The sequence below is a fragment of the Arthrobacter koreensis genome, from assembly GCF_035792275.1.
GTDB lineage: Bacteria > Actinomycetota > Actinomycetes > Actinomycetales > Micrococcaceae > Arthrobacter_B > Arthrobacter_B koreensis_A.
This window is the reverse complement of sequence record NZ_JAMWKK010000006.1, coordinates 80,372-99,066: the sequence shown is the minus strand read 5'-3', so window position 1 is coordinate 99,066 and position 18,695 is coordinate 80,372. Positions and strand designations below refer to the sequence as shown.

Genomic DNA, 18,695 nt, shown 5'->3' with positions numbered 1-18,695 from the left:
ACAGTCAACTGTTCGATCATGCTCACCGATCTTCCCCTGCTGGAACGCCCGGCTGCCGCCGCGCAGGCAGGGTTCGACGCCGTGGAGTTCTGGTGGCCGTTCGACTCGCCGGTTCCCGGGGACCGGGAAGTCGATGCGTTCCTGCGTTCTGTTGCCGAGGCGGGGGTGCGGCTCACCGGACTGAACTTCTATGCGGGGAACATGGCTGCCGGGGAACGCGGCGTGCTGTCCTCACCGTCGCGCAGCGCTGGCTTCCGTTCCAGCCTGGACACAGCCGCGGGTATTGCCAGGCTGACCGGCTGCCGCGGATTCAATGCCCTGTACGGGCTGCCGGAAGAGGGGGTTTCCGCCACGGCGCGGGCCGGGTGTGCGGTGGAGAACCTTGCAGCCGCCGCCGACGCCGTCGCCGGCCTGGGCGGGACCGTACTGATCGAGCCGCTCAGCGGCCTTCCCGGGTATCCCGTGCGGACCGCCGCGGACGGCCTGGCCGTTGTTGGCCAGGTTCGCGCTGCCGGGCGGGAAAATGCGGCGCTGCTGGCCGACTTTTACCATCTGGCCGTCAACGGGGAGGACATACCTTCCCTCATCACCGCCCACGCTGCCGCATTCGGGCACATCCAGCTCGCTGACGCTCCGGGACGGGGCGCACCCGGAACCGGCAGCCTGCCGTTGGCAGAGTGGACGAACGCTGCGGTTGCTGCCGGCTACAGCGGACTCATCAGCCTGGAATATAAGGGCACCAGCACGGAGGCGTTCACCTGGCTGGCCCAATACCGGGATGCGGCACCGGAGCAGCAGCCGTGACCGGGTTCGATCTGGTGCTCCGCGGGGAACGGGTCTTCGCCGGAACCGGAAGCGGCCCGTGGGAGGTCGGTGTCCGCGAAGGCACCATTGACGCCGTCGTGCCCCTCGGTACCGGGCTGGCCGGCACCCGGGAAATCGATCTGGCTCCCGATGAGGTGCTGCTCCCGGGGCTGGTGGACACCCACGTCCATGTAAACGAACCGGGCCGCACCGAGTGGGAGGGTTTCTCCTCCGCCACCCGGGCTGCTGCTGCCGGCGGGGTCACCACCATCATCGACATGCCGCTGAACTCGATTCCCGCCACGGTGTCGGTTGAGGCGCTGGAAGCAAAACGTGCTGCGGCTGCGGGAAAGGTGTTTGTCGATACCGGGTTCTGGGGCGGTGCCGTACCGGGCAACACAGCCAGCCTGCGGCCGCTTCACAACGCCGGGGTCTTCGGGTTCAAATGCTTCCTGGTGCACTCGGGCGTGGACGAGTTCCCTCAACTGGAACCGGAAGAGATGGAGAAGGACCTCTCCGAGCTGGCGTCCTTTGACTCCCTGTTGATCGTCCATGCCGAGGATCCGCAGGTTATCGCGGAGTCGCCGCAGCCCGCCGGACCCCAGTACGCCCGGTTCCTGGCTTCCCGGCCGCGGGCTGCGGAGAACAAGGCCATCGCCCGGGTGATTGACGCCGCCCGCCGGACGGGAGGGCGGGCGCACATCCTGCACCTGTCCTCCGCCGAGGCGCTCCCGCTGATCGCGGCCGCGAAGCGGGAAGGGATCCGGGTGACTGCGGAGACCTGCCCGCACTACCTGACCCTGCTGGCCGAAGAAGTTCCGGACGGTGCCACCGCGTTCAAGTGCTGCCCGCCGATCCGGGAGGCCGCCAACCGGGAGCAGCTGTGGCAGGGGCTCGCTGACGGGACCGTTGACCTGATCGTCTCTGACCACTCCCCCAGCACACCGGATCTGAAGGACCTCGAACATGGGAACTTTGACGTGGCCTGGGGCGGAATCTCCTCCCTGCAGCTGGGCCTGCCCGTTATCTGGACGGAGGCCCGGCGCCGCGGGATCCCGCTGGAGCGGGTCCTGGAGTGGATGTCCCGCGGCCCGGCCGACCTGGCAGGACTAACCCGCAAAGGCCGGCTGGAGGTTGGTGCCGATGCAGACCTTGCAGTGTTCGCTCCCGGGGAGTCCTTTGTGGTGGACCCCGCCCGGCTTCACCACCGCAACCCGGTGACTCCGTATGCGGGGACGGAACTGACCGGCGCTGTGCGGCGGACTTTCGTGCGGGGCGCGGAGGTCTCCGCCGGTTCTGCCCCGGCGGGGAGACTCATGGGCCGGACCCGAGCCTAACCTGGCTTCTATTGGGTGCGGGAGGTGCGCAGCGGCAGCCGGTGAAGTTCGGCGTCGACCGTTCCTCTGTCGATGTCCGCGACCATGTAGGTGCAGTACGGCTGGCGGCGCCGGTCCGTGGGGGACCCCGGATTGAGCAGCCGCAGTCCGTTTGGAGTGGTGGTATCCCAGGGGATGTGGCTGTGCCCGAAAACCAGCAGGTCCGTGTCCGGATAAGCGTCCTGCATGCGCGCTTCACGGCCCTTCGCAGCACCGGTCTCATGTACGACGGCGATCCGCACGCCTTCCGCAACGGTCCGGGCCACCTCCGGCAGCCTGGACCGGAGCCCTGGCCCGTCGTTGTTTCCCCAGCAGGCCAGCAGCAGCTGCGAGCGTTCCTGCAGCTCGTCCAGGAGGTCCTCGCTGACCCAGTCTCCGGCGTGGATCACCAGGTCTGCGGCCTCCACCTCATCCCACACCTGCGCCGGCAGGTCCTTGGCCCGCTTCGGCAAATGGGTGTCCGCGATCAGCAGCGCCCTGGTTGTCATTCCTGCTCCCCTTTCGGTGCAATCCCCGCAGGGCACCCTCCGGGCCCGGACCCTACGTTAGCGCCCGGCGCTGATCCGTCCGGCCTACTGATTGGCCCAGTCCAGGGAAACCCGGACCTGTTCCCGGGTTCCGTCCTTGTAGCTGACCTGCAGAGGGACACCTGCCTCGGGATAGTCCTTTAGCTCGTCCCCGGGAAACCACAGCATAAAGTACCCGTTGGCAACACTGCCGCTCACGTCGCCCAGGGTTCGGCTGGCGTACGAGACGGCATCTACCTCGGCTCCCGCGGCACCCACCACCATTGAAAGCTCGCCTGATGACGTGGATCCCATGCCCATGGACGTGGGAAGCAGCTCACGCGCAGCAGGCTCAGCGCCGCCGGGAGTCTTGCCTGAGTACCCGAAGGAAGCGCCGAAGAGGGACCCGTCCGTGACGCACATGGCGGAGAAGCCGCCGGGGCCGGAGAGCACCACCGTGGTCCACTCGCCCCGGCGCTCGGCAATCGCCACATCGGCTCCAAAGGACTCGTCCCGGCGGTCCGGGCCGCGGCAGGCGTTCCCGGCCCTTTCGCTCGCCCCCGGGCTCAGGGCAGACGGTGTCTGCGTCCAGCTGGCATACGCCGGGTCACCGCCGCCAAGTACCGGAACAGCAAGGATCGCCGCGGCAGCCGCAGCAGCGGCACCGGCCACTACAAGACGGCGGTTCCACCGCGTCCGGCCCGGTACCGGACGCAGCTCCACACCGGCGTCAGCCAGTATCCGTTCAAGGTCCCGGGCGCTCCGCTCCAGACCCGCACCGGCCGGGGAAGCCGCGTCCAGTGACTTCAGCAGCACATCTGTTTCTTCATCCCGCAGCATTACGGTTTCCTCTCGGCAGCAGGTACCCGCACCGCAGCGGCAGCGGGCAGATGGTCCAGCAGCAGCCGCAGCGCCCGGCGGGCTCGGGTGAGCCGAATTCGGTAGGCGACCGGGGAAATGCCGAGGACGGCTGCGGCCTGCGGTCCGGGCAGGTCCTCGAAGACTGCCAGTCCAAGGGCTTCCTGGTGGACCTCGGAAAGCTGCCGCCAGGCGCGGGCAACATCCATGCGCTGCTCCGCGAGGTCAATGTCGGCCGACGAAACCGGAAGCGAAGCAGTTTCACTGAGGCGGATGCCAAGCGCGTCACGGCGCTGTTCCCCGCGGCGGCCGTTGAGCATGATGTTGCGGCAGATGCCGAAAATCCAGGCACGCCGGTCTGTCTCCTCCGCCGGCAGGTCCTCGAACCTGCGCCACACCACCAGGAAGGTTTCAGCGACGAGGTCTTCTGCGTGGCCGGCGCCCGTGCGCCGCTGCACGAACTTCAGCAGGTCCGGGTACACGGCCGCATAGAGCACCCTAAAGCTCGCCTCTCGGTCCGGCTTCCCTGGGAACTGGGTCATACCCCGTACCTGTCCGCCATGCGCCCGAGTGTTTCACACCGGCACGGGCAGTTTCCTAACCGGCGTACTGGCGCTTCAGGTCAGCCTTGCGGATCTTGCCGCTGGCCGTACGCGGGAAGTCGGAAACGATCTCCACGGTCTTGGGAATCTTGTAGCGCGCCAGTCGTCCGTCCAGGTGTGCTGCCACTTCTGCGGGTTCAAGGGTGAATCCCTCCCGCAGGGTGATCAGCGCCTTGGGAACCTCACCCCACTTCGCGTCTGCCACGCCAATCACGGCCACACCGCTCACCGCGTCCAGTTCGCTGATGATCTGCTCCACCTCGGCGGGGTAGATGTTCTCCCCGCCGGAAATGATCATGTCCTTGAGCCGGTCGGAGATGAAGAGGAAGCCGTCGGCGTCGAAGTAGCCCATGTCTCCGGAGCGGAACCAGTCTCCGCCGGCGAATGCCGACTCAGTGGCATCCGGGCGGTTCCAGTAGGACTTGATGACGTTGGGTCCGCTGATCTGCACTTCTCCCACTTCACCGGCGTCAGCGGTGCTGCCGTCGGGCCGGGCCACGCGCACGGAGGTGAAGAAGTGCGGGATGCCGGCGGACCCTGCCTTGGCCCGGGAGTAGAGGGGCGGCAGTGCTGTGGCACCGGGAGCAGTTTCAGTCATGCCGTAGCCTCCGGAGAAGCTCAGGCCGCGCTCCTCGTAGGCGTCAATGACGCGCAGCGGCACGGCGGAACCGCCGCAGGTGAGCTTGCGGAGCGAGCTGATATCCCGTTTGTCCCAGTCGGGGTGTTCGCACAGCAGCTGGTAGGTGGTGGGCACGCCGCTGATGTACGTGGCCCGGTACTTCTCGATCAGTTCAAGTGTCCGTCCCGGTTCAAACCGGGTCTCCAGGATCACGGCCGCGCCCTTGAGCAGGTTCGGAAGCACCCCCATGTCCAGGGAAGCGACATGGAACAGCGGGGAGATCATCAGCGCGATGTCGTTCTCCGCGACGTCATAGTCGACCAGCACGTTGAAGCAGTTCCAGGCCAGGTTCGCATGGGTGAGGAGTGCGCCCTTGGGCTGTCCTGTGGTCCCGGAGGTGTAGAGGATGATCGCGCCGTCCTCGAGCGCCACCGGGGCGTCGGCAAAGGCAGCGGAGTCCGCGAAGGCATCCTCATACGGCTGGACCGGCGTGCCGGCTGCTTCGGCGCGTGAGGCACCGGTGCCGTCGTCGACCAGCAGGCGGAGCGCGACGGCGGTGTCCCGGCTGCCGCGGACCGCCAGCTCATCCAGGGCCAGTGTGTTGACCAGGACCGCGGCGCCCGAGTCCTGCAGCGCGAACTGGATCTCGGGCGGTGCCAGCCGGGTATTGAGGGGCACAAAGACCGCTCCCAGGGACCCGGCGGCGAAGAACGTCTCCAGGAAAGCGGGGTGGTTGTCGCCCAGGAACGCCACGCGGGTTCCGTGTTCAACGCCGGCGGCACGCAGTGCTGCGGCAAGGCGGTTGATCCTCTCGTCCAGCTCCGCGTAGCTCGTTGCCCGGTCACGGAAGACCAGGGCGGTTCTGGAACCTGACTTGATCCGCTGGCGGTGGATCCATGACCCAAGGCCCTGGTTCTGCATTGCTCAAACGTCCTTCATCCGTGCCGGGTGGGTACTTGCAGGTGGTGCCGGGGCCTGACTGAGGAGGTACAGGCAGGCCCCGGCACGGCTCACTACTGGATCGTCATGGATTCCAGGTCGGGTGCCTTCTCAACGAACTTGTACTTGAGCATCAGTTCGCCCATGTCGTTGAGCTGTTCGGTGCGGAGCTCGGCGTCGTACTGCTCCATCTTCAGGTTGGCCGCCACCTCGGCGGGCATGTTCATGAAGGCCGGGAGTACTGCCTTGACGTCGTCAATGTTGGCTTCGGCCTGTTCCAGGAGGTCTTCCATGGCGGTCTTGAACTTCTCTACCGTTTCCGGGCTGGAGGAGGCGTAGTTGCCGGACGTGAAGGTCACCATGGTGGGCATTCCGGGAACGGCTTCCTGGTTGGAGTAGCCAACCAGGACGTTGTCCGGGTTGGACAGTGCCTTGCTGAGGAAGGGCTCCGGAATCCAGATGGCGTCCGTGTTGCCCAGGTCCAGCTGCGCTTCCATGTCCGGGAACGGCATTTCGGAGAACTTGATCTGCGTGGGATCAGCGCCGGCCAGGGAGGCTGCTTCCATGATGGTCAGGTCGCCCTGGGTGTTCACGGCGTTGACGCTGGCGGTCTTGCCCTCCAGGTCGGCGAAGCTGGTGATGCCGGAATCCGCCCGGGCCACCACACCGTTGATGTCCTCGCCTTCGGCGTAGGAGTTGGAGTACCCGGTGACGATCTTCATGTCCAGGCCCTTGTCCTTGGCCACCATGACGGTCAGCGGGTTGCCGACGGCGAAGTTCATGTCGCCGGTTGAGACTGCGGGCAGCATGGCCGCGCCGCCCTGGCCGGTCTGGAGTTCGACGTCGAGTCCATGCTCCTCGAAGATGCCCTCATCGACGCCGTACTGCATGGCAGCGGAAGGAGCGATGCCAATGACGCCAACGACGATCTTCTCGAGCTCGCCGCCCGCAGCGGCAGAGCCGGACGCGGACGGGGAGGAACTCGACTCGTTGCCTGACAGGCTGCCTCCGCCGCAGCCGGCCAGGGCCAGGGTTGCGATGGCGCCGAGGGCGAGGGCCCTCGTGGCCCGCCGGGTAATGAAGTGCCTCATGACTTTCCTCTTCCTTGAGGGGAGAAATGGATACTGCTGGGAGGTGGTGCTGGTAGTGCGTTTGGTGCTGCCCGAACCGCGGACGGGGCCGGGAGTGCGGTGGCAGGTCAGGCGTAGAAGCGCGCCAGGAACTCTGCGACGACGGCGGGGCGTTCTTCGCCGTCGATCTCGATCGTGTTGGACGTCTTGATCTGCACGCCGCCCTTGACCTCGGTGACCTCGGAGATTACGGAGTGGAGACGGACCTTGGAACCCACCTTCACCGGGTTGGTGAACCGGACCCGGTCCAGGCCGTAGTTGACCTTGGTCTTCACGCCTTCAACGTCAAAGAGTGAGCTCCACAGCGGAATGATCAGGGACAGGGTCAGGAAGCCGTGCGCAATCGGGGCACCGAACGGGCCGTCCTTGGCCTTCTCCGGGTCGGTGTGGATCCACTGGTGGTCATCGGTGGCGTCAGCAAACGTGTTGATCTGGTTCTGGGTGATTTCGATGTAGTCGGTGTAGCCGAGGTCCCGGCCCACCAGTGCGGGCAGTTCTTCAAAGGTGACAACAGTGGCACTCATGTGTTTTTCCTAGCGTCTAGTTGGTAGCGGTCTGGGGCTGCAGCTCGGCCGGCAGCGGAGGGAACTTCTCGCCCACGCTCTGCTGCTTTTCGGCGAAGGGGAAGCCTCCGGCGAGTTCCTCGTAGCTCCAGCCGCCGTCGCGGTATTCGGATTCAACGGCTTCGGGGTGGGACCACAGCTGCAGGCGGTCGCCGCCCACGCCGATTGACTGGCCGGTGATGCCGCCTGCCTCCTCGGAGGCCAGGAAGGCGATCAGGCCGGCCACGTCTTCCGCGGTGCCGAAGCCCAGGGTCTTGCGGAAAAAGTCCGGCATGGCCTCTCCGCGCTCATCGGCCTCGACGGCGGCAGCGAAGTACGGCACGGTCTTGGTCATGGCCGTAGCTGCCACAGGGATGACGGCGTTTGCGGTGACCCCCGCCTTCTTCATCTCCATCGCCCAGGTCCGCACCATGCCGACGATTCCCGCCTTGGCGGCAGCGTAATTGGTCTGGCCGAAGTTGCCGCGCTGGCCGGTCGGTGACCCGATGGCGATGATCCGCCCCTGAACGTTGTTTTCCTTGAAGTAGGCATAAGCTTCACGGACGCAGGTGAAGGTTCCGCGCAGGTGAACATTGATCACCAGGTCGAAGTCCTCGTCCGTCATCTTCAGCAGCGACTTGTCCCGCAGCACTCCGGCGTTGGTGACCATGATGTCCAGGCCCCCGAAATTCTCCACGGCAGCGTTCACCAGGGCCTTGGCGGTCTCCGTGGAACCCACCGGGGCAACCACGGCAACGGCGCGTCCGCCGTCGGCGGCGATGGTAGCCGCGGCTTCTTCCGCAACGCCGGCGTCGACGTCGTTCACCACCACTGCTGCCCCCTGCCGGGCCAGTTCACGGGCGTAGGCCAGGCCCAGGCCCCGTCCACTGCCGGTTACGATCGCAACTTTGCCCTGAAGGGACATTCGAACTCCTCAAAAAAGTGTGTCTTGTCTCACACCATGACAACCGAGATAGTTGAGAAAGTCAACAGTTGTAATCAGGCGTACTCTTGACCCATGACTGAGACGGCCCACCCAACTGCACGCACTGCAGCATCCCCGTCAGCGGAAACCGGAATTGAACGGCTCTATTCAGCTGAACTTGCGAATGAGACGGAGTTCCTCGCCGCGCGGGCGCGTTCGGTGGGTTCCCGGCGCGCCAACGAGGACCTGGCCTCACTCGACCTGAAAGTCCGGTCCTATTCGGTCCTGTCCCTGGCCTGCAGCGGACTCAATCCCTCTCAGCGGGAGCTCGCGGAGTTCCTGTTCCTGGATCCCAGCCAGATCGTGGCACTGGTAGACCAGCTGGAAAAGCGCGGGGCGGTAAAGCGGAAGGCCGATCCCCGGGACCGCAGGTCGAATATCATCACTCCGACGGCTGCCGGCAGGCGCCTGTATGCCCAGGCTTCAGCCGTTGTCCAGGCGGCCGGGGAAGGGGCGCTGAGCGCCCTGTCCCCCGCCGAACGGGACCAGCTGCGCGACCTGCTGCGGCGGATCGCCTTCGCCGACCAGGCCTAGCCGGTTCCCAGCGCGCCGTTCATGACCCGGGCAAGCGAGACGAACCGGGGGTTGGCCGCCAGGTCTTCGATCAGCACCGGCTGACCGTCCGGCCCCGCGAGCGGAATGCACCAGTTCGGATACTCGCGTGACGTGCCGGGCTGGTTCTGCGTCCGCCGCTCGCCCACGGCGTCAACCAGCCCAACGCCTATCAGCGCCGAAGGGCTCAGTGCGATCAGCCGGTGAAGTGCCTCGACGGTCTGCTGTTCCGAGGCTCCTTCTCCCAGCAGCCCGTGCCTTCGTGCCAGGTCCAGGATTCCCTGGGTTGCCGCCCGGTCCAGTTCCCGTTCTTCCTCCACGGGCCGGTTCAGCAGCCCCAGGGAATCCCTCAGCGTGACATGTTCACCCGCCAGGTAGCCTGCCGCCGGCGGCAGGTCGTGGGTGCCTATGGTGGCCAGCGCACCGGGCCGGTACTCCGCGGGCTCCCGCGGCCCGTTCCCGGTCTGCTCGAACCACAGGATCGAGGTGCCCAGCACGCCCCGCTCGGCCAGGTACCCCTGCACCCACGGTTCAAAGACCCCAAGGTCTTCACCGATGACGACGGCGCCGGCCCGCTGCGCTTCAAGGACCAGGATCCCCACCAGCGCCTCATGGTCGTAGTACACGTAGGCGCCTTTGTCCGGGTCCTGCCCCCGCGGAATCCACCAGAGCCGAAACAGGCCGAGAATGTGGTCCACCCGCACGCCTCCGGCGTGGCGGAGGATGGTCCGCAGCATGTCCCGGTACGCGCCGTAGCCGCTTTCCGCGAGGTGGTCCGGATCCCACGGCGGCTGGCTCCAGTCCTGTCCTATCTGGTTGAACATGTCCGGGGGCGCCCCCACTGAGACTTCCGGGGCGAGCACGTCCCGCAGCGTCCACGCATCTGCGCCGCCGGGATGCACCCCCACGGCAAGGTCGTGGACAATTCCGATCTTCATGCCCGCGCTGACCGCTGCCCGCTGCGCCGATTCAAGCTGTTCGTCGCAGATCCACTGCAGCCATTTATGGAACATGATTTCATCTGCCAGCTCGGCGGACTTGGCTGCCGCCATGTCGCTGTGCAGGCCCTCCTGCCATTCCGGTGCGTCCGGCGGATAGTCGGCGGCCAGCGCACACCAGAGGGCAAAACTGTCCAGGCCCGGGCCGGCATCCCGGATGAAGGCCTCGAACTGCTGGGTGCGCGCAGGACTGCGCGGCACCTGGTAGACCCGGCGCAGGGCCTGCAGCTTCGCTGCGAAGGCTGAATTGCGGTCCAGCAGCCGCGCATCCCGGTTCACGGACTGCTGGCCGGCCGCCAGGGCTTCGACGGCGGCGCGCTCCGAACCCGGCAGATAGGCATATTCGCTGACCGCTTCCACACGGATGTAGAGCGGGTTGAAGAACCGGCGGGTGGCCGGCAGGTACGGTGAGTCCTCCACCGGCGGCACCGGTTCAGCTGCGTGCAGGGGGTTGATGAGCATAAACGCTGCTCCGGCTTCCCCGGAGACTGCAGACAGATCAGCCAGGTCCGTCAGGTCGCCGATTCCCCAGGAACGCCTGGACCGGGCGGAGTAGAGCTGGGCCATCATGCCCCACGCCCTGCCGCCGGTCTTCGGAGCCGGCAGCCGGTCCGGCGTCACCGCAAGGACTGTTTCGGCTGTCCCGGTGGATTGTCCGGCCTCACCGCCGTACGCCACATGCAGGGTATGCCAGCCAAGCGGCAGTCCGCCGGGCAGCTGGAGCTGTCGAGCCTCGACTTCGACGCCGTCGACGATCGCGGTTTCCACGCCCCGGCCCTGCGGCGACAGGCCGGGCAACGGAACTGAGCTGCCGTCTTCCAGGGTGATCCAGGCCTGGGCCGGAGCGCCCGGGGGAAGGTGGACCGTCACCGGAACGGGCTGCTGCTGACGCACCACGACGGCGGGCGGCAGGGTCCGCCGCCAGGGAGCGAGCAGCGCCTCTTCCAGCGACTCCTCTGCCTGCTCCCGGGTCTCGGCCGGACCGCCGCGGGCGGCCAGGACCGTCCGCAGCGACTCATCTGAAACGTGCCGGACCCCGCCGTCCCAGCCGGTGAACGTCGTGGCAACGTTTTTCGCCTGTGCGAGGCGCTCCAGCAGCTCCCGGTCCGGGGCCGGACTGTTGTTGTATTCGGTCATGGCGTCTCCACAGTCATGCGTGCCAATCTAGGCGCAAAGGCAGGCCAAAGACAGGGGCCCGCGCGCGCCTTCCCGGAAAGCGGAGAGGGCAGCAGATTTCAGGGGCGTTTTTCCACCAGGCGCCAGACGTCCTGGTAGTCCACGTGCTCTGCGTAGGGAGCTGCCAGTGCAGCGAGCGCCAGCGTGGTCCATTCCAGCTCATCCGCGTAACTGCGGCTGTCTGCCTCCGCATCCTGCAGCATGCGGGAGAGAGCATTGCGCCGGGCTCCGCCAATGATGTCGATCAGCATCAGCTTGGCCTCGCATTCGCGCAGGAGCCGCTCCTCATACCAGCGGTCAGACAGGGAAATCTCAGAGCCGCCCAGCAACTTGCGTGACTCCGCGGCGTCTTCGTGAAAGCGCGTCAGCAGGAAATCCACGATGTCCATGCCCAGACTTTACGCGCCGGGCATCCTCCGCGTCAGGGGTCCGGAGGCGTTCCGGGAATATTTTGCCGCACATACTGGGTTGACATAACTAGGCACCCTTTCGAATACCCCCGCCGACTATCCAGGAGTTCAGTTTGCCCTCAGCATGCGCGTCCCCATCCCGTTCCAATGCCCCTGCCCGCCGCGTCCGCAGCGTCAGCTCCATCCACCGTGGAGACTACGTTGAAGCCCGCAGCGGGGATCACGTCTACTACCGCGGCGAAGTGCGCGACACGGCACCCGGACTCGCAACCCTGTGGCTCAATGATGAGGAAACCGGGATGCACACGGCCGTGAGCACGGAAGATTTCACTATCTGGCGCACCCAGCGCTGACCGGACCGCCGGGTTACGCACCTATTCGATGAGGGCTCCGGCACTGATGTTGATCGTGGCCGCGGTGATGCTGGCCGCCATGTCGGACGCTGCGAACACCGCAGCATTGCCCACGTCCTGAAGGGTCGCCGCACGGTCCAGCAGAGTTGCTGAGGCGATGGCGCCGGCAATTTCGTCCCGTCCCTCCATCTCCGGGGGCAGCGATTCAGGAATCCCGCCGGAGCGGAGCGTCACCACCCGGATGCCATGCGGACCCAGTTCGATGGCCAGTTGGCGGCGCATCGACTCGATCGCTTCCAGCGCAGTGACCAGCCCGCCCAAATACTGTCCGCGGTCCTCGGTTCCGGAGCCGCCGAAGGCCAGGATAACCCCGGATTTCTGCTCCATCATGTGGCGGGCCGCGGCCTGGGCCGTAATGAACGTTGTCTGCACGGCCGTGGATACCGGCCGCAGATAATCCTCCAGGTACATCGCAGCCATGGGAGCGCCCTGAACGTCTCCGTGCTGGATCACGTTCAGGGAGATGTCCAAACTCCCCGCCGACGCGGCGACGTCGTCGGCGTGGGCATTGACCGCATCCTGGTTGAGGGCGTCCAGGACTGCGATTTCCGCCAGGCCGCCCGCCTTACGGATATCCGCGGCTACCTCCTGCAGCGGTTCAGGATGCCTCCCGGCGAGGAAGACGCGGGCGCCCTCGCGCGCGAAGGCACGCGCTGCTGCGCCCCCGATCGATCCGCCGCCGCCGTAGATAACCGCGTTCCTGCCGTTGAGCAGCATACCGGTGTCCTTGTCTGAAGAGATGGGGCCGAGGTGCGCCCATTCTGGCACCGGTCAGATCAGAGGGCCAGAGTCCAGGCCACGTCCCGGGGATCGACGGCGTCAAGCCGGTCCGGGGTCCAGTGCGGCTGGTCCCGGTCAAGGAGCCGCGCGCGCACGCCTTCACGGAAGTCCGGACGCCCGATCATCCTCTCGGCCATCACCAGGTCCCGCCGGAGGACGGTGGCCAGGTCCGGTTCCGCCTCAGCTGCCCGCTGCGCGGAGAGCGCCACGGAAAGGGAGAACGGCGCCATCTCCCGGATAGCCCGGGCTGCATTCCCGGCGGCAGGAGCAGAGTGCCGGTCCAGCCTTTCCAGGATGGCCTCGACGTCATTGCCCGTGTAGCACTCGTCGATCCAGTCCTGTTCCGCAGCCAGCGGTGCGGCCGGCGGCTCCACGGCGAATTTGGCGGCCACCCGCGCTGCCTCGCTGCCCGACGACTCAAGAGCGGCCAGCAGGTCCGGAAGCGAGTCCGAGGGGACATAGAGGTCGGCGAAACCGCACAGTACGGCGTCGGCACCGGTCATGGTGCCGGCAGTCAGAGCCAGATGCGTACCCAGTTCTCCGGGAGCGTTCGCCAGCAGCAGGGAACCGGCGCAGTCCGGGCTGAAGCCGATGCGTACCTCCGGCATGGCGGCTTTGGTGCGCTCGGTGGCAATCCGGATTCCTGCGTGGCCGGAGACGCCGACGCCGCCGCCCATCACCACGCCGTCCATCACCGCCACATACGGCTTCGGGAACGCTGCAACCCGGGCGTTCAGGGCGTATTCGGCCGTCCAGAACTCCATGGCGCCGGCGTCAGTGCCTTGGGCGATGGCACGGATGTCCCCGCCCGCACACAATCCCCGCTCCCCGGCGCCGTACAGCACTACTGCCTGAACGGCGTCGTCCGCTTCCCAGTCCCGCAGGACCCGGTCCATTGCCTGGACCATGTGCAGGGTCATCGCGTTCAGGGCCTGCCGGCGGTTCAGCCGGATAGTCCCCAGCGTGCCGCGGATCCAGGCCTGGAGCTCTTCGGTGGCGTGCGGTGAAGTGCGGACCGGTGCGGGTGCAGACGAGGAATTCATGCCCGCTAGCATCCCAAGGTTTTTCGTTTTCGCCCAACTCCGTGCGGCGGCGGAACACGAATACGCCGGCAGCGGCACTGCTGCCTGCTGCCGGCGTATTCATGCTTCATCCGGTGAATTCCTGCCTACCACCGGACCTTGCGTTCACGCCGTCCCTGCCTGCCGTTGGCATGGCTGGGTTTGCTGCCTTTGCCCAGGCTTTGCCAGCCGGGCAGTCCGGCTTCCTGCTGCCGGGCTGCCGCGAGGCGCTGCAGCCCTTCCTCACTGAGCTTGCGGGCAGCTGCGGGGGCGATGTTCACCTGCAGTTCCGTGTCCCCGGACTGCGGACGGGTCAGGTCCCCGGGCTCGACGGGAATCGGTGACGGGTTGTTTGCGGGTTCGGTCATGGTTTTGCTCCAGTTCATCTCTGGCTTGGCTGGGCCAGGGCGAAGCCCTTCCGGGCACACCGGGGCTGAACGCCACCGGCGGGTTTTCGAGCTGCAGACGGAAGGACGCGCAAGGCCGATGGCCTCGACAAGCGGTTTATTGGGGTCTGCGTAGAGCGGTGTGCGCCGGGATTGAACCGGGTATTCCCGGGCGGGCGCAGTCCGCTACTCGAAAATGAGCATGTCCATGGGGAGGATCCTAACAAGCCAGGACTCCCCTGGGAAGGGGAAATTAAAACAAGCTAGCGGAATCCTCCGTCGCTGCTCAGGACCTGTCCGGTCATCCAGCGTCCCTCATCGCTGACAAGCCAGGCGATGAGCCGGGCCGGATCATCCGGCTCGCCAAACCGGCCTGCGGGGAAGTGCGCAAGGACTTCGGCAATGACTTCCGGCGGGCGGTCTGCGGTTTCCAGGTTCAGGTAACCCGTATTGACCGGCCCCGGGTTCACGGTGTTGAGCAGGATTCCCCGGCGCGCCAGGTCCGCCGCAACGGAGGGGGTGATACCGGCAAGAGCCGCCTTGGACGTGGCATAGGCGATTTCCGAATCCATGACCCCGAGGTTCACCTGGCCCGAGGTCATCCAGATAACCCTCCCGCCCGGCCGGCCGTCATGCCGGTCCGCGAACTCGCGGGTGGCCAGCAACGTGGAACGCGTGTTGACCTGCCAGTGCGCATCGAGCTTCTCCGGGGTCATTTCCGCCAGCGGTCCGTCCCCGCCGCTGCGGGCGTGGTTGCACACCAGGATGTCCAGGTGCCCCAGTTCGGCCGCGGCTTCACTGATCAGCTCCCGGGCGGCATCCGGTTCAGCCAGGTCGATGCTCCGGTGAGCCAGGACGGCACCGCCGGCGAGCTGGTCACGCAGCCCGCCGGTAACGGCGCTGATCGAGTCCCCGCCCCAGGGCTGGTCCACGTCATGCGGGCGGTAGTGGGCGGTGAAAAGGCTCGCTCCCATCCGGGCGAGCCGCGAAGCCACGGCATAGCCGATACCCTGGCGGCGGCTCACCCCCGTGACGACGGCGGTGCGTCCTGCCAGCGGCAGCGGACTGTTCATGCCTGGGGTTTTCCGGGCTCGACGTCGGCAATGGGGCTGGGCGTTCCGAACCGGTGGGCGGTGATGCTGATCGCCTGCTCATGCAGGAACGGCAGCAGTTCCACCCGGCCGGATTCGGTAACCGGCTGGGAGTACACGGCGCAGTCCGGCCGGCCTTCCAGCGCTGCTGCCAAGGCGCCCCGGTCCCCGCCGAGCAACCGGATCCGGGACGGCGGGTTTTCCATGGCTGCCAGCCGGGAGAGCCATTCGGCGTCGTCCTCCACAGTGACGGAGCAGGAGAAGCCGGCCAGGACCGCAGTGATCCCCGGTGCGAGCGCCTCGGGAACGGACACCGTGACCGGAGAGCCCGCCAGCAGGCCAGCCGCAAGGATCCGAAGTACGGACGGCAGCGGTTCGGCCTCTGCCAGGCGGATATGGACGGGGACCGGCAGGTACCGGAACAGGTTCCGTTCCGCGCTGAGCCCGGAAACGTCTTTGGCCTGCCCGTATTCCCCGGCCCAGGCGGCGGCGTCGGAGGACGCAGCCCGGGCCAGGAACCCGAGATCCGTTGAGGAGAGGATCGATGAGTTTTCGGCCTGCTCGAGCAGGGCGCGCACCTTCCCGCCCGGCTCCGCGGACGCAGCGGAGGGTGCGGTGGTCCAGTTTCCGAGTCCCAGCAGGTAGTTCGGTCCTCCGGCCTTGGTTCCGGCGCCAACGGATGATTTCTTCCATCCGCCGAACGGCTGGCGGCGGACGATGGCACCGGTGATGCCCCGGTTCACGTAGAGATTGCCGGCTTCAACGGCCCCGGTCCAGTACCGGATCTCTTCCGGATCCAGCGAATGGAGTCCTGCGGTGAGTCCGTAGTCCACCTGGTTCTGCAGCCGGACCGCGTCCTGGAGCGTTTCCGCGCGCATCACGCCCAGCACGGGACCGAAGTACTCAGTGAGGTGGAACTCCGAACCCGGCTGCACCCCGGCGCGGATACCCGGGGACCAGAGCCGGCCCCCGGCGTCGAGCTTTTGCGGCTCAAGCACCCAGGTCTCCCCCGGGCCCAGCTCCGTGAGCCCGCGCAGCAGCTTGCCGGAAGCCGGTTCAATCACCGGTCCCATCTGCGTGCGCGGGTCTTCCGGCTTTCCGACCACCAGGGACTGCACTGCATCCAGCAGCTGGTGGTGGAAGCGGCGGGATTCGGCAACGGAGCCAACCAGGATCACCAGCGAGGCCGCGGAGCACTTCTGGCCGGCGTGACCGAAGGCTGATGCGGCCACGTCCCTTGCGGCCAGGTCAAAGTCGGCGCTGGGGGTCACGACTACTGCGTTTTTGCCCGAGGTCTCGGCCAGGAGCTCCAGGTCCGGCCGGAAGGACCGGAACAGTTCGGCCGTTTCATAGGCGCCGGTCAGGATGACCCGGTCCACCTTCGGGTGGGAGATGAGTTCGCGTCCCAGTTCAGACTCGCCCAGCTGGACCAAGCGCAGAACGTCCCGGGGCACCCCCGCTTCCCACAGGGCCCCTGCCAGCACCGCCCCGCAGCGGGCTGCTGGCCCGGCCGGTTTGAGCACCACTGCGGAACCCGCTGCCAATGCGGCAAGCGTGGAACCGGCCGGAATTGCCACAGGGAAGTTCCACGGCGGCGTCACGAGGGTCAGCCGCGCCGGGTGGAAGTGCGCGCCGTCGATGCTGTCCAGTTCCCGGGCCCGTTCAGCGTAGTAGCGGGCGAAGTCGATCGCTTCGGAAACTTCGGGGTCTCCCTGGTCCAGGGTCTTTCCGGCTTCGGCGGCCATGACCTCCAGCAGCTCGGCGCGGCGGCTTTCCAGGACGTCTCCAGCCCGGTGCAGGATCTCCGCCCGGCCGGCACCGCCGAGGGCTGCCCAGGTTCCGCTGGCTGCCGCGGCGCTGTTAATGACCTGGTCAAGCTGTTCGCCGGTTTCGATCCGCGACGCGGCCAGGAGTTCCTGCCCGAGGTCCGATCCCGGCACCCGGGACAGGATGCCCCTTCCCCATCCGCGGTTGGCGGGCAGGGACGGATCCGTGTCCGGAGTGTTCCCGAATGCCTCCGGCCCGGGTTCCGGAGCCCGGGTGCGGTCCTGCCGGCGCCGGGGCGCGGGGACCACGTTGTCCGCTGCTGCCAGGGAATCCAGGAAACGCTGCTTTTCGCGCTCGAAAAGTGCTCCCGAATCCGCCAGGTCAAAAACGGCGGACATGAAGTTCTCGCTGCTGGCGCCTTCTTCCAGCCTCCGCACCAGGTAGGCGATGGCGACGTCGAACTCCTGCGGGTGCACCACCGGGGTGTAGAGCAGCAGGGAACCCACGTCCTTCCGGACCACCTCAGCCTGTGCTGTGGCCATCCCAAGCAGCATCTCCACGTCCATGCCGTCCCGGACTCCCCGGGCGCCGGCGAGCAGCCATGCATAGGCGATGTCGAAGAGGTTGTGTCCGGCGACGCCGACCCGCACGTTGCGGATCCGTTCCGGGTGGAGCGAGTAGTCGAGGACGCGCTTGTAGTTCGCATCCGTCTCCAGCTTCGAACCCCAGGTAGCCAGCGGCCATCCGTGCAGCGAAGCCTCCACCTGCTCCATGGGTAGGTTGGCACCCTTGACCAGCCGCACCTTGATGGGCGCGCCCCCTCCGGCACGGCGGGCAGCGGCGAACTCCTGCAGCCGCTGCATCGCGTCCAGCGCATCAGGCAGGTAGGCCTGCAGCACCAGGCCGGCTTCGAGGTTATGGAACTCGGGCCGGGAAAGCAGTTCCATAAAGACCGCCATGGTCAGCTCAAGGTCCTTGTACTCCTCCATGTCCAGGTTGATGAACTTGGGACGGGAGGACTCTGCGGCGAGCCGGTACAGCGGGGCCAGGGTATCCGCGACATCTGCCACGGCTTCGTCGAAGGCCCACGGCGCGTGGGGGGCGACAGTGGAAGAGACCTTGATGCTCACGTAGTCGACGTCGCTGCGTTCGAGCAGCCGGCGGGTTCCGTCCAGCCTCCGTTCAGCTTCCCGGCGGCCCAGCACTGCTTCGCCCAGCAGGTTCATGTTCAGCCGGACGCCGTCCCGGCGGAGCTGCCGGATGGACCGGCCCAGCCTGTCCTCGGAAGCATCGATGATCAGGTGGCCGACCATGCTCCGCAGTGCCCGCCGCGCGGCAGGAACCACTACTGAAGGTGCGGCCTGGCCGATCACGCCTCCGGCACGGACAGCGGCCTTCAAATACCAGGGCAGGAAACCGGGAACCTGCGGCGCGAGCTTGGCCAGGTTCCGCGCTGCGACCTGCATGTCTTCCGGGCGGATCACTCCGTCAACGAAGCCGACGGTAAAGCCTAGCCCGCCGGGGTCCTTGAGGATTCCGGCCAGTTGCGCAGCAGAGGCGTCCACTTCGAGAGTGGACGCCTCTGCGAGCCAGGAACGAACCAGCTGGATGGATTCCTCCGCGAGGTTGGCGGAGCCGGAATCGGAGCTGTACGGGGCATCATTGCCGGGGTGTGGCGATGTGGTGTGGGTCATGCTCCC

General features: G+C 66.8%; 18 protein-coding genes. 4 read left to right on the top strand and 14 right to left on the bottom strand.

What is annotated here, in order from left to right; translation table 11 throughout:
- The first annotated feature begins 18 nt into the window (after positions 1 to 18).
- The gene (locus NGB94_RS08170) at positions 19 to 804 is read left to right on the top strand and encodes a hydroxypyruvate isomerase family protein (protein WP_325790125.1); all 786 of its coding nucleotides are present in this window, start codon (positions 19 to 21) and stop codon (positions 802 to 804) included.
- Positions 771 to 2,141 carry an allantoinase AllB gene (gene allB, locus NGB94_RS08165; protein ID WP_418910625.1) on the top strand — a complete coding sequence of 457 codons (1,371 nt, stop codon included), beginning with the start codon at positions 771 to 773 and terminating at the stop codon, positions 2,139 to 2,141. The genes NGB94_RS08170 and allB overlap by 34 nt, the downstream gene beginning before the upstream one ends.
- Positions 2,142 to 2,149: 8 nt before the next feature.
- Here the strand turns inward: allB and NGB94_RS08160 are convergent, their stop codons facing one another.
- The 7 genes from NGB94_RS08160 to NGB94_RS08130 all read right to left on the bottom strand — a co-directional run bounded on the left by NGB94_RS08160 (position 2,150) and on the right by NGB94_RS08130 (position 8,301).
- The gene (locus NGB94_RS08160; RefSeq protein WP_325790123.1) at positions 2,150 to 2,668 is read right to left on the bottom strand and encodes a metallophosphoesterase; all 519 of its coding nucleotides are present in this window, start codon (positions 2,666 to 2,668) and stop codon (positions 2,150 to 2,152) included.
- Positions 2,669 to 2,752: 84 nt separating this feature from the next.
- Positions 2,753 to 3,526 (bottom strand): hypothetical protein, encoded by a 774-nt coding sequence (locus tag NGB94_RS08155; protein ID WP_325790122.1) that lies wholly within the window; start codon positions 3,524 to 3,526, stop codon positions 2,753 to 2,755.
- Positions 3,526 to 4,086 (bottom strand): sigma-70 family RNA polymerase sigma factor, encoded by a 561-nt coding sequence (locus NGB94_RS08150; protein WP_325790121.1) that lies wholly within the window; start codon positions 4,084 to 4,086, stop codon positions 3,526 to 3,528. Before NGB94_RS08150 ends, NGB94_RS08155 begins: the two co-directional genes overlap by 1 nt.
- 55 nt (positions 4,087 to 4,141) lie before the next feature.
- Positions 4,142 to 5,686 (bottom strand): long-chain fatty acid--CoA ligase, encoded by a 1,545-nt coding sequence (locus NGB94_RS08145; RefSeq protein WP_325790120.1) that lies wholly within the window; start codon positions 5,684 to 5,686, stop codon positions 4,142 to 4,144.
- Between the two features lie 92 nt (positions 5,687 to 5,778).
- Positions 5,779 to 6,795, bottom strand: a complete 1,017-nt coding sequence (locus tag NGB94_RS08140; RefSeq protein ID WP_325790119.1) for an ABC transporter substrate-binding protein — start codon at positions 6,793 to 6,795, stop codon at positions 5,779 to 5,781.
- A 107-nt stretch (positions 6,796 to 6,902) separates the two neighbouring features.
- Positions 6,903 to 7,358, bottom strand: a complete 456-nt coding sequence (locus NGB94_RS08135) for a MaoC family dehydratase (protein WP_325790118.1) — start codon at positions 7,356 to 7,358, stop codon at positions 6,903 to 6,905.
- 16 nt (positions 7,359 to 7,374) lie between these two features.
- On the bottom strand, positions 7,375 to 8,301 hold the full coding sequence (locus NGB94_RS08130; protein ID WP_325790117.1) for an SDR family NAD(P)-dependent oxidoreductase: 927 nt from the start codon (positions 8,299 to 8,301) through the stop codon (positions 7,375 to 7,377).
- 93 nt (positions 8,302 to 8,394) lie between these two features.
- On the opposite strand from NGB94_RS08130, the gene NGB94_RS08125 reads away from it, so the two are divergent.
- Positions 8,395 to 8,895 carry a MarR family winged helix-turn-helix transcriptional regulator gene (locus tag NGB94_RS08125; RefSeq protein ID WP_325790116.1) on the top strand — a complete coding sequence of 167 codons (501 nt, stop codon included), beginning with the start codon at positions 8,395 to 8,397 and terminating at the stop codon, positions 8,893 to 8,895.
- On the opposite strand, the gene malQ is transcribed toward NGB94_RS08125, so the two are convergent.
- Both malQ and NGB94_RS08115 read right to left on the bottom strand, forming a co-directional pair.
- Complete coding sequence (malQ, locus tag NGB94_RS08120; protein WP_325790115.1) at positions 8,892 to 11,048, bottom strand: 4-alpha-glucanotransferase; 2,157 nt, start codon at positions 11,046 to 11,048, stop codon at positions 8,892 to 8,894. The two genes, NGB94_RS08125 and malQ, sit on opposite strands and share 4 nt — an antisense overlap.
- Before the next feature lie 98 nt (positions 11,049 to 11,146).
- Complete coding sequence (locus NGB94_RS08115; protein ID WP_152225807.1) at positions 11,147 to 11,476, bottom strand: DUF6221 family protein; 330 nt, start codon at positions 11,474 to 11,476, stop codon at positions 11,147 to 11,149.
- 134 nt (positions 11,477 to 11,610) lie between these two features.
- Between NGB94_RS08115 and NGB94_RS08110 the strand changes: the two genes are divergently transcribed.
- Positions 11,611 to 11,850, top strand: coding sequence for a hypothetical protein (locus NGB94_RS08110; RefSeq protein ID WP_325790114.1), 240 nt, complete (start codon positions 11,611 to 11,613; stop codon positions 11,848 to 11,850).
- Between the two features lie 21 nt (positions 11,851 to 11,871).
- On the opposite strand, the gene NGB94_RS08105 is transcribed toward NGB94_RS08110, so the two are convergent.
- The 5 genes from NGB94_RS08105 to NGB94_RS08085 form a co-directional block, all read right to left on the bottom strand.
- Entirely contained in the window at positions 11,872 to 12,627 is a 756-nt protein-coding gene (locus tag NGB94_RS08105; protein ID WP_325790113.1) for an SDR family NAD(P)-dependent oxidoreductase, read from the bottom strand.
- A 59-nt stretch (positions 12,628 to 12,686) separates the two neighbouring features.
- The gene (locus NGB94_RS08100) at positions 12,687 to 13,733 is read right to left on the bottom strand and encodes a 3-hydroxyisobutyryl-CoA hydrolase (RefSeq protein WP_325790112.1); all 1,047 of its coding nucleotides are present in this window, start codon (positions 13,731 to 13,733) and stop codon (positions 12,687 to 12,689) included.
- Between the two features lie 125 nt (positions 13,734 to 13,858).
- Positions 13,859 to 14,119 carry a hypothetical protein gene (locus NGB94_RS08095; RefSeq protein WP_325790111.1) on the bottom strand — a complete coding sequence of 87 codons (261 nt, stop codon included), beginning with the start codon at positions 14,117 to 14,119 and terminating at the stop codon, positions 13,859 to 13,861.
- Between the two features lie 281 nt (positions 14,120 to 14,400).
- Positions 14,401 to 15,210, bottom strand: a complete 810-nt coding sequence (locus NGB94_RS08090) for an SDR family oxidoreductase (RefSeq protein ID WP_325790110.1) — start codon at positions 15,208 to 15,210, stop codon at positions 14,401 to 14,403.
- Positions 15,207 to 18,689, bottom strand: coding sequence for a bifunctional proline dehydrogenase/L-glutamate gamma-semialdehyde dehydrogenase (locus tag NGB94_RS08085; protein WP_325790109.1), 3,483 nt, complete (start codon positions 18,687 to 18,689; stop codon positions 15,207 to 15,209). The genes NGB94_RS08090 and NGB94_RS08085 overlap by 4 nt, the downstream gene beginning before the upstream one ends.
- Between the last annotated feature and the right edge of the window lie 6 nt (positions 18,690 to 18,695).

Bases quoted from the DNA above. Each gene is read 5' to 3' on its own strand.
- NGB94_RS08115 (WP_152225807.1), bottom strand. From the start codon at position 11,476: ATGGACATCGTGGATTTCCTGCTGACGCGCTTTCACGAAGACGCCGCG.
- NGB94_RS08095 (WP_325790111.1), bottom strand. From the start codon at position 14,119: ATGACCGAACCCGCAAACAACCCGTCACCGATTCCCGTCGAGCCCGGG.
- NGB94_RS08100 (WP_325790112.1), bottom strand. From the start codon at position 13,733: ATGAATTCCTCGTCTGCACCCGCACCGGTCCGCACTTCACCGCACGCC.
- NGB94_RS08090 (WP_325790110.1), bottom strand. From the start codon at position 15,210: ATGAACAGTCCGCTGCCGCTGGCAGGACGCACCGCCGTCGTCACGGGG.
- NGB94_RS08125 (WP_325790116.1), top strand. From the start codon at position 8,395: ATGACTGAGACGGCCCACCCAACTGCACGCACTGCAGCATCCCCGTCA.
- NGB94_RS08085 (WP_325790109.1), bottom strand. From the start codon at position 18,689: ATGACCCACACCACATCGCCACACCCCGGCAATGATGCCCCGTACAGC.
- NGB94_RS08105 (WP_325790113.1), bottom strand. From the start codon at position 12,627: ATGCTGCTCAACGGCAGGAACGCGGTTATCTACGGCGGCGGCGGATCG.
- NGB94_RS08155 (WP_325790122.1), bottom strand. From the start codon at position 3,526: ATGCTGCGGGATGAAGAAACAGATGTGCTGCTGAAGTCACTGGACGCG.
- NGB94_RS08130 (WP_325790117.1), bottom strand. From the start codon at position 8,301: ATGTCCCTTCAGGGCAAAGTTGCGATCGTAACCGGCAGTGGACGGGGC.
- NGB94_RS08150 (WP_325790121.1), bottom strand. From the start codon at position 4,086: ATGACCCAGTTCCCAGGGAAGCCGGACCGAGAGGCGAGCTTTAGGGTG.
- NGB94_RS08145 (WP_325790120.1), bottom strand. From the start codon at position 5,686: ATGCAGAACCAGGGCCTTGGGTCATGGATCCACCGCCAGCGGATCAAG.
- NGB94_RS08170 (WP_325790125.1), top strand. From the start codon at position 19: ATGCTCACCGATCTTCCCCTGCTGGAACGCCCGGCTGCCGCCGCGCAG.
- NGB94_RS08135 (WP_325790118.1), bottom strand. From the start codon at position 7,358: ATGAGTGCCACTGTTGTCACCTTTGAAGAACTGCCCGCACTGGTGGGC.
- NGB94_RS08140 (WP_325790119.1), bottom strand. From the start codon at position 6,795: ATGAGGCACTTCATTACCCGGCGGGCCACGAGGGCCCTCGCCCTCGGC.
- malQ (WP_325790115.1), bottom strand. From the start codon at position 11,048: ATGACCGAATACAACAACAGTCCGGCCCCGGACCGGGAGCTGCTGGAG.
- NGB94_RS08160 (WP_325790123.1), bottom strand. From the start codon at position 2,668: ATGACAACCAGGGCGCTGCTGATCGCGGACACCCATTTGCCGAAGCGG.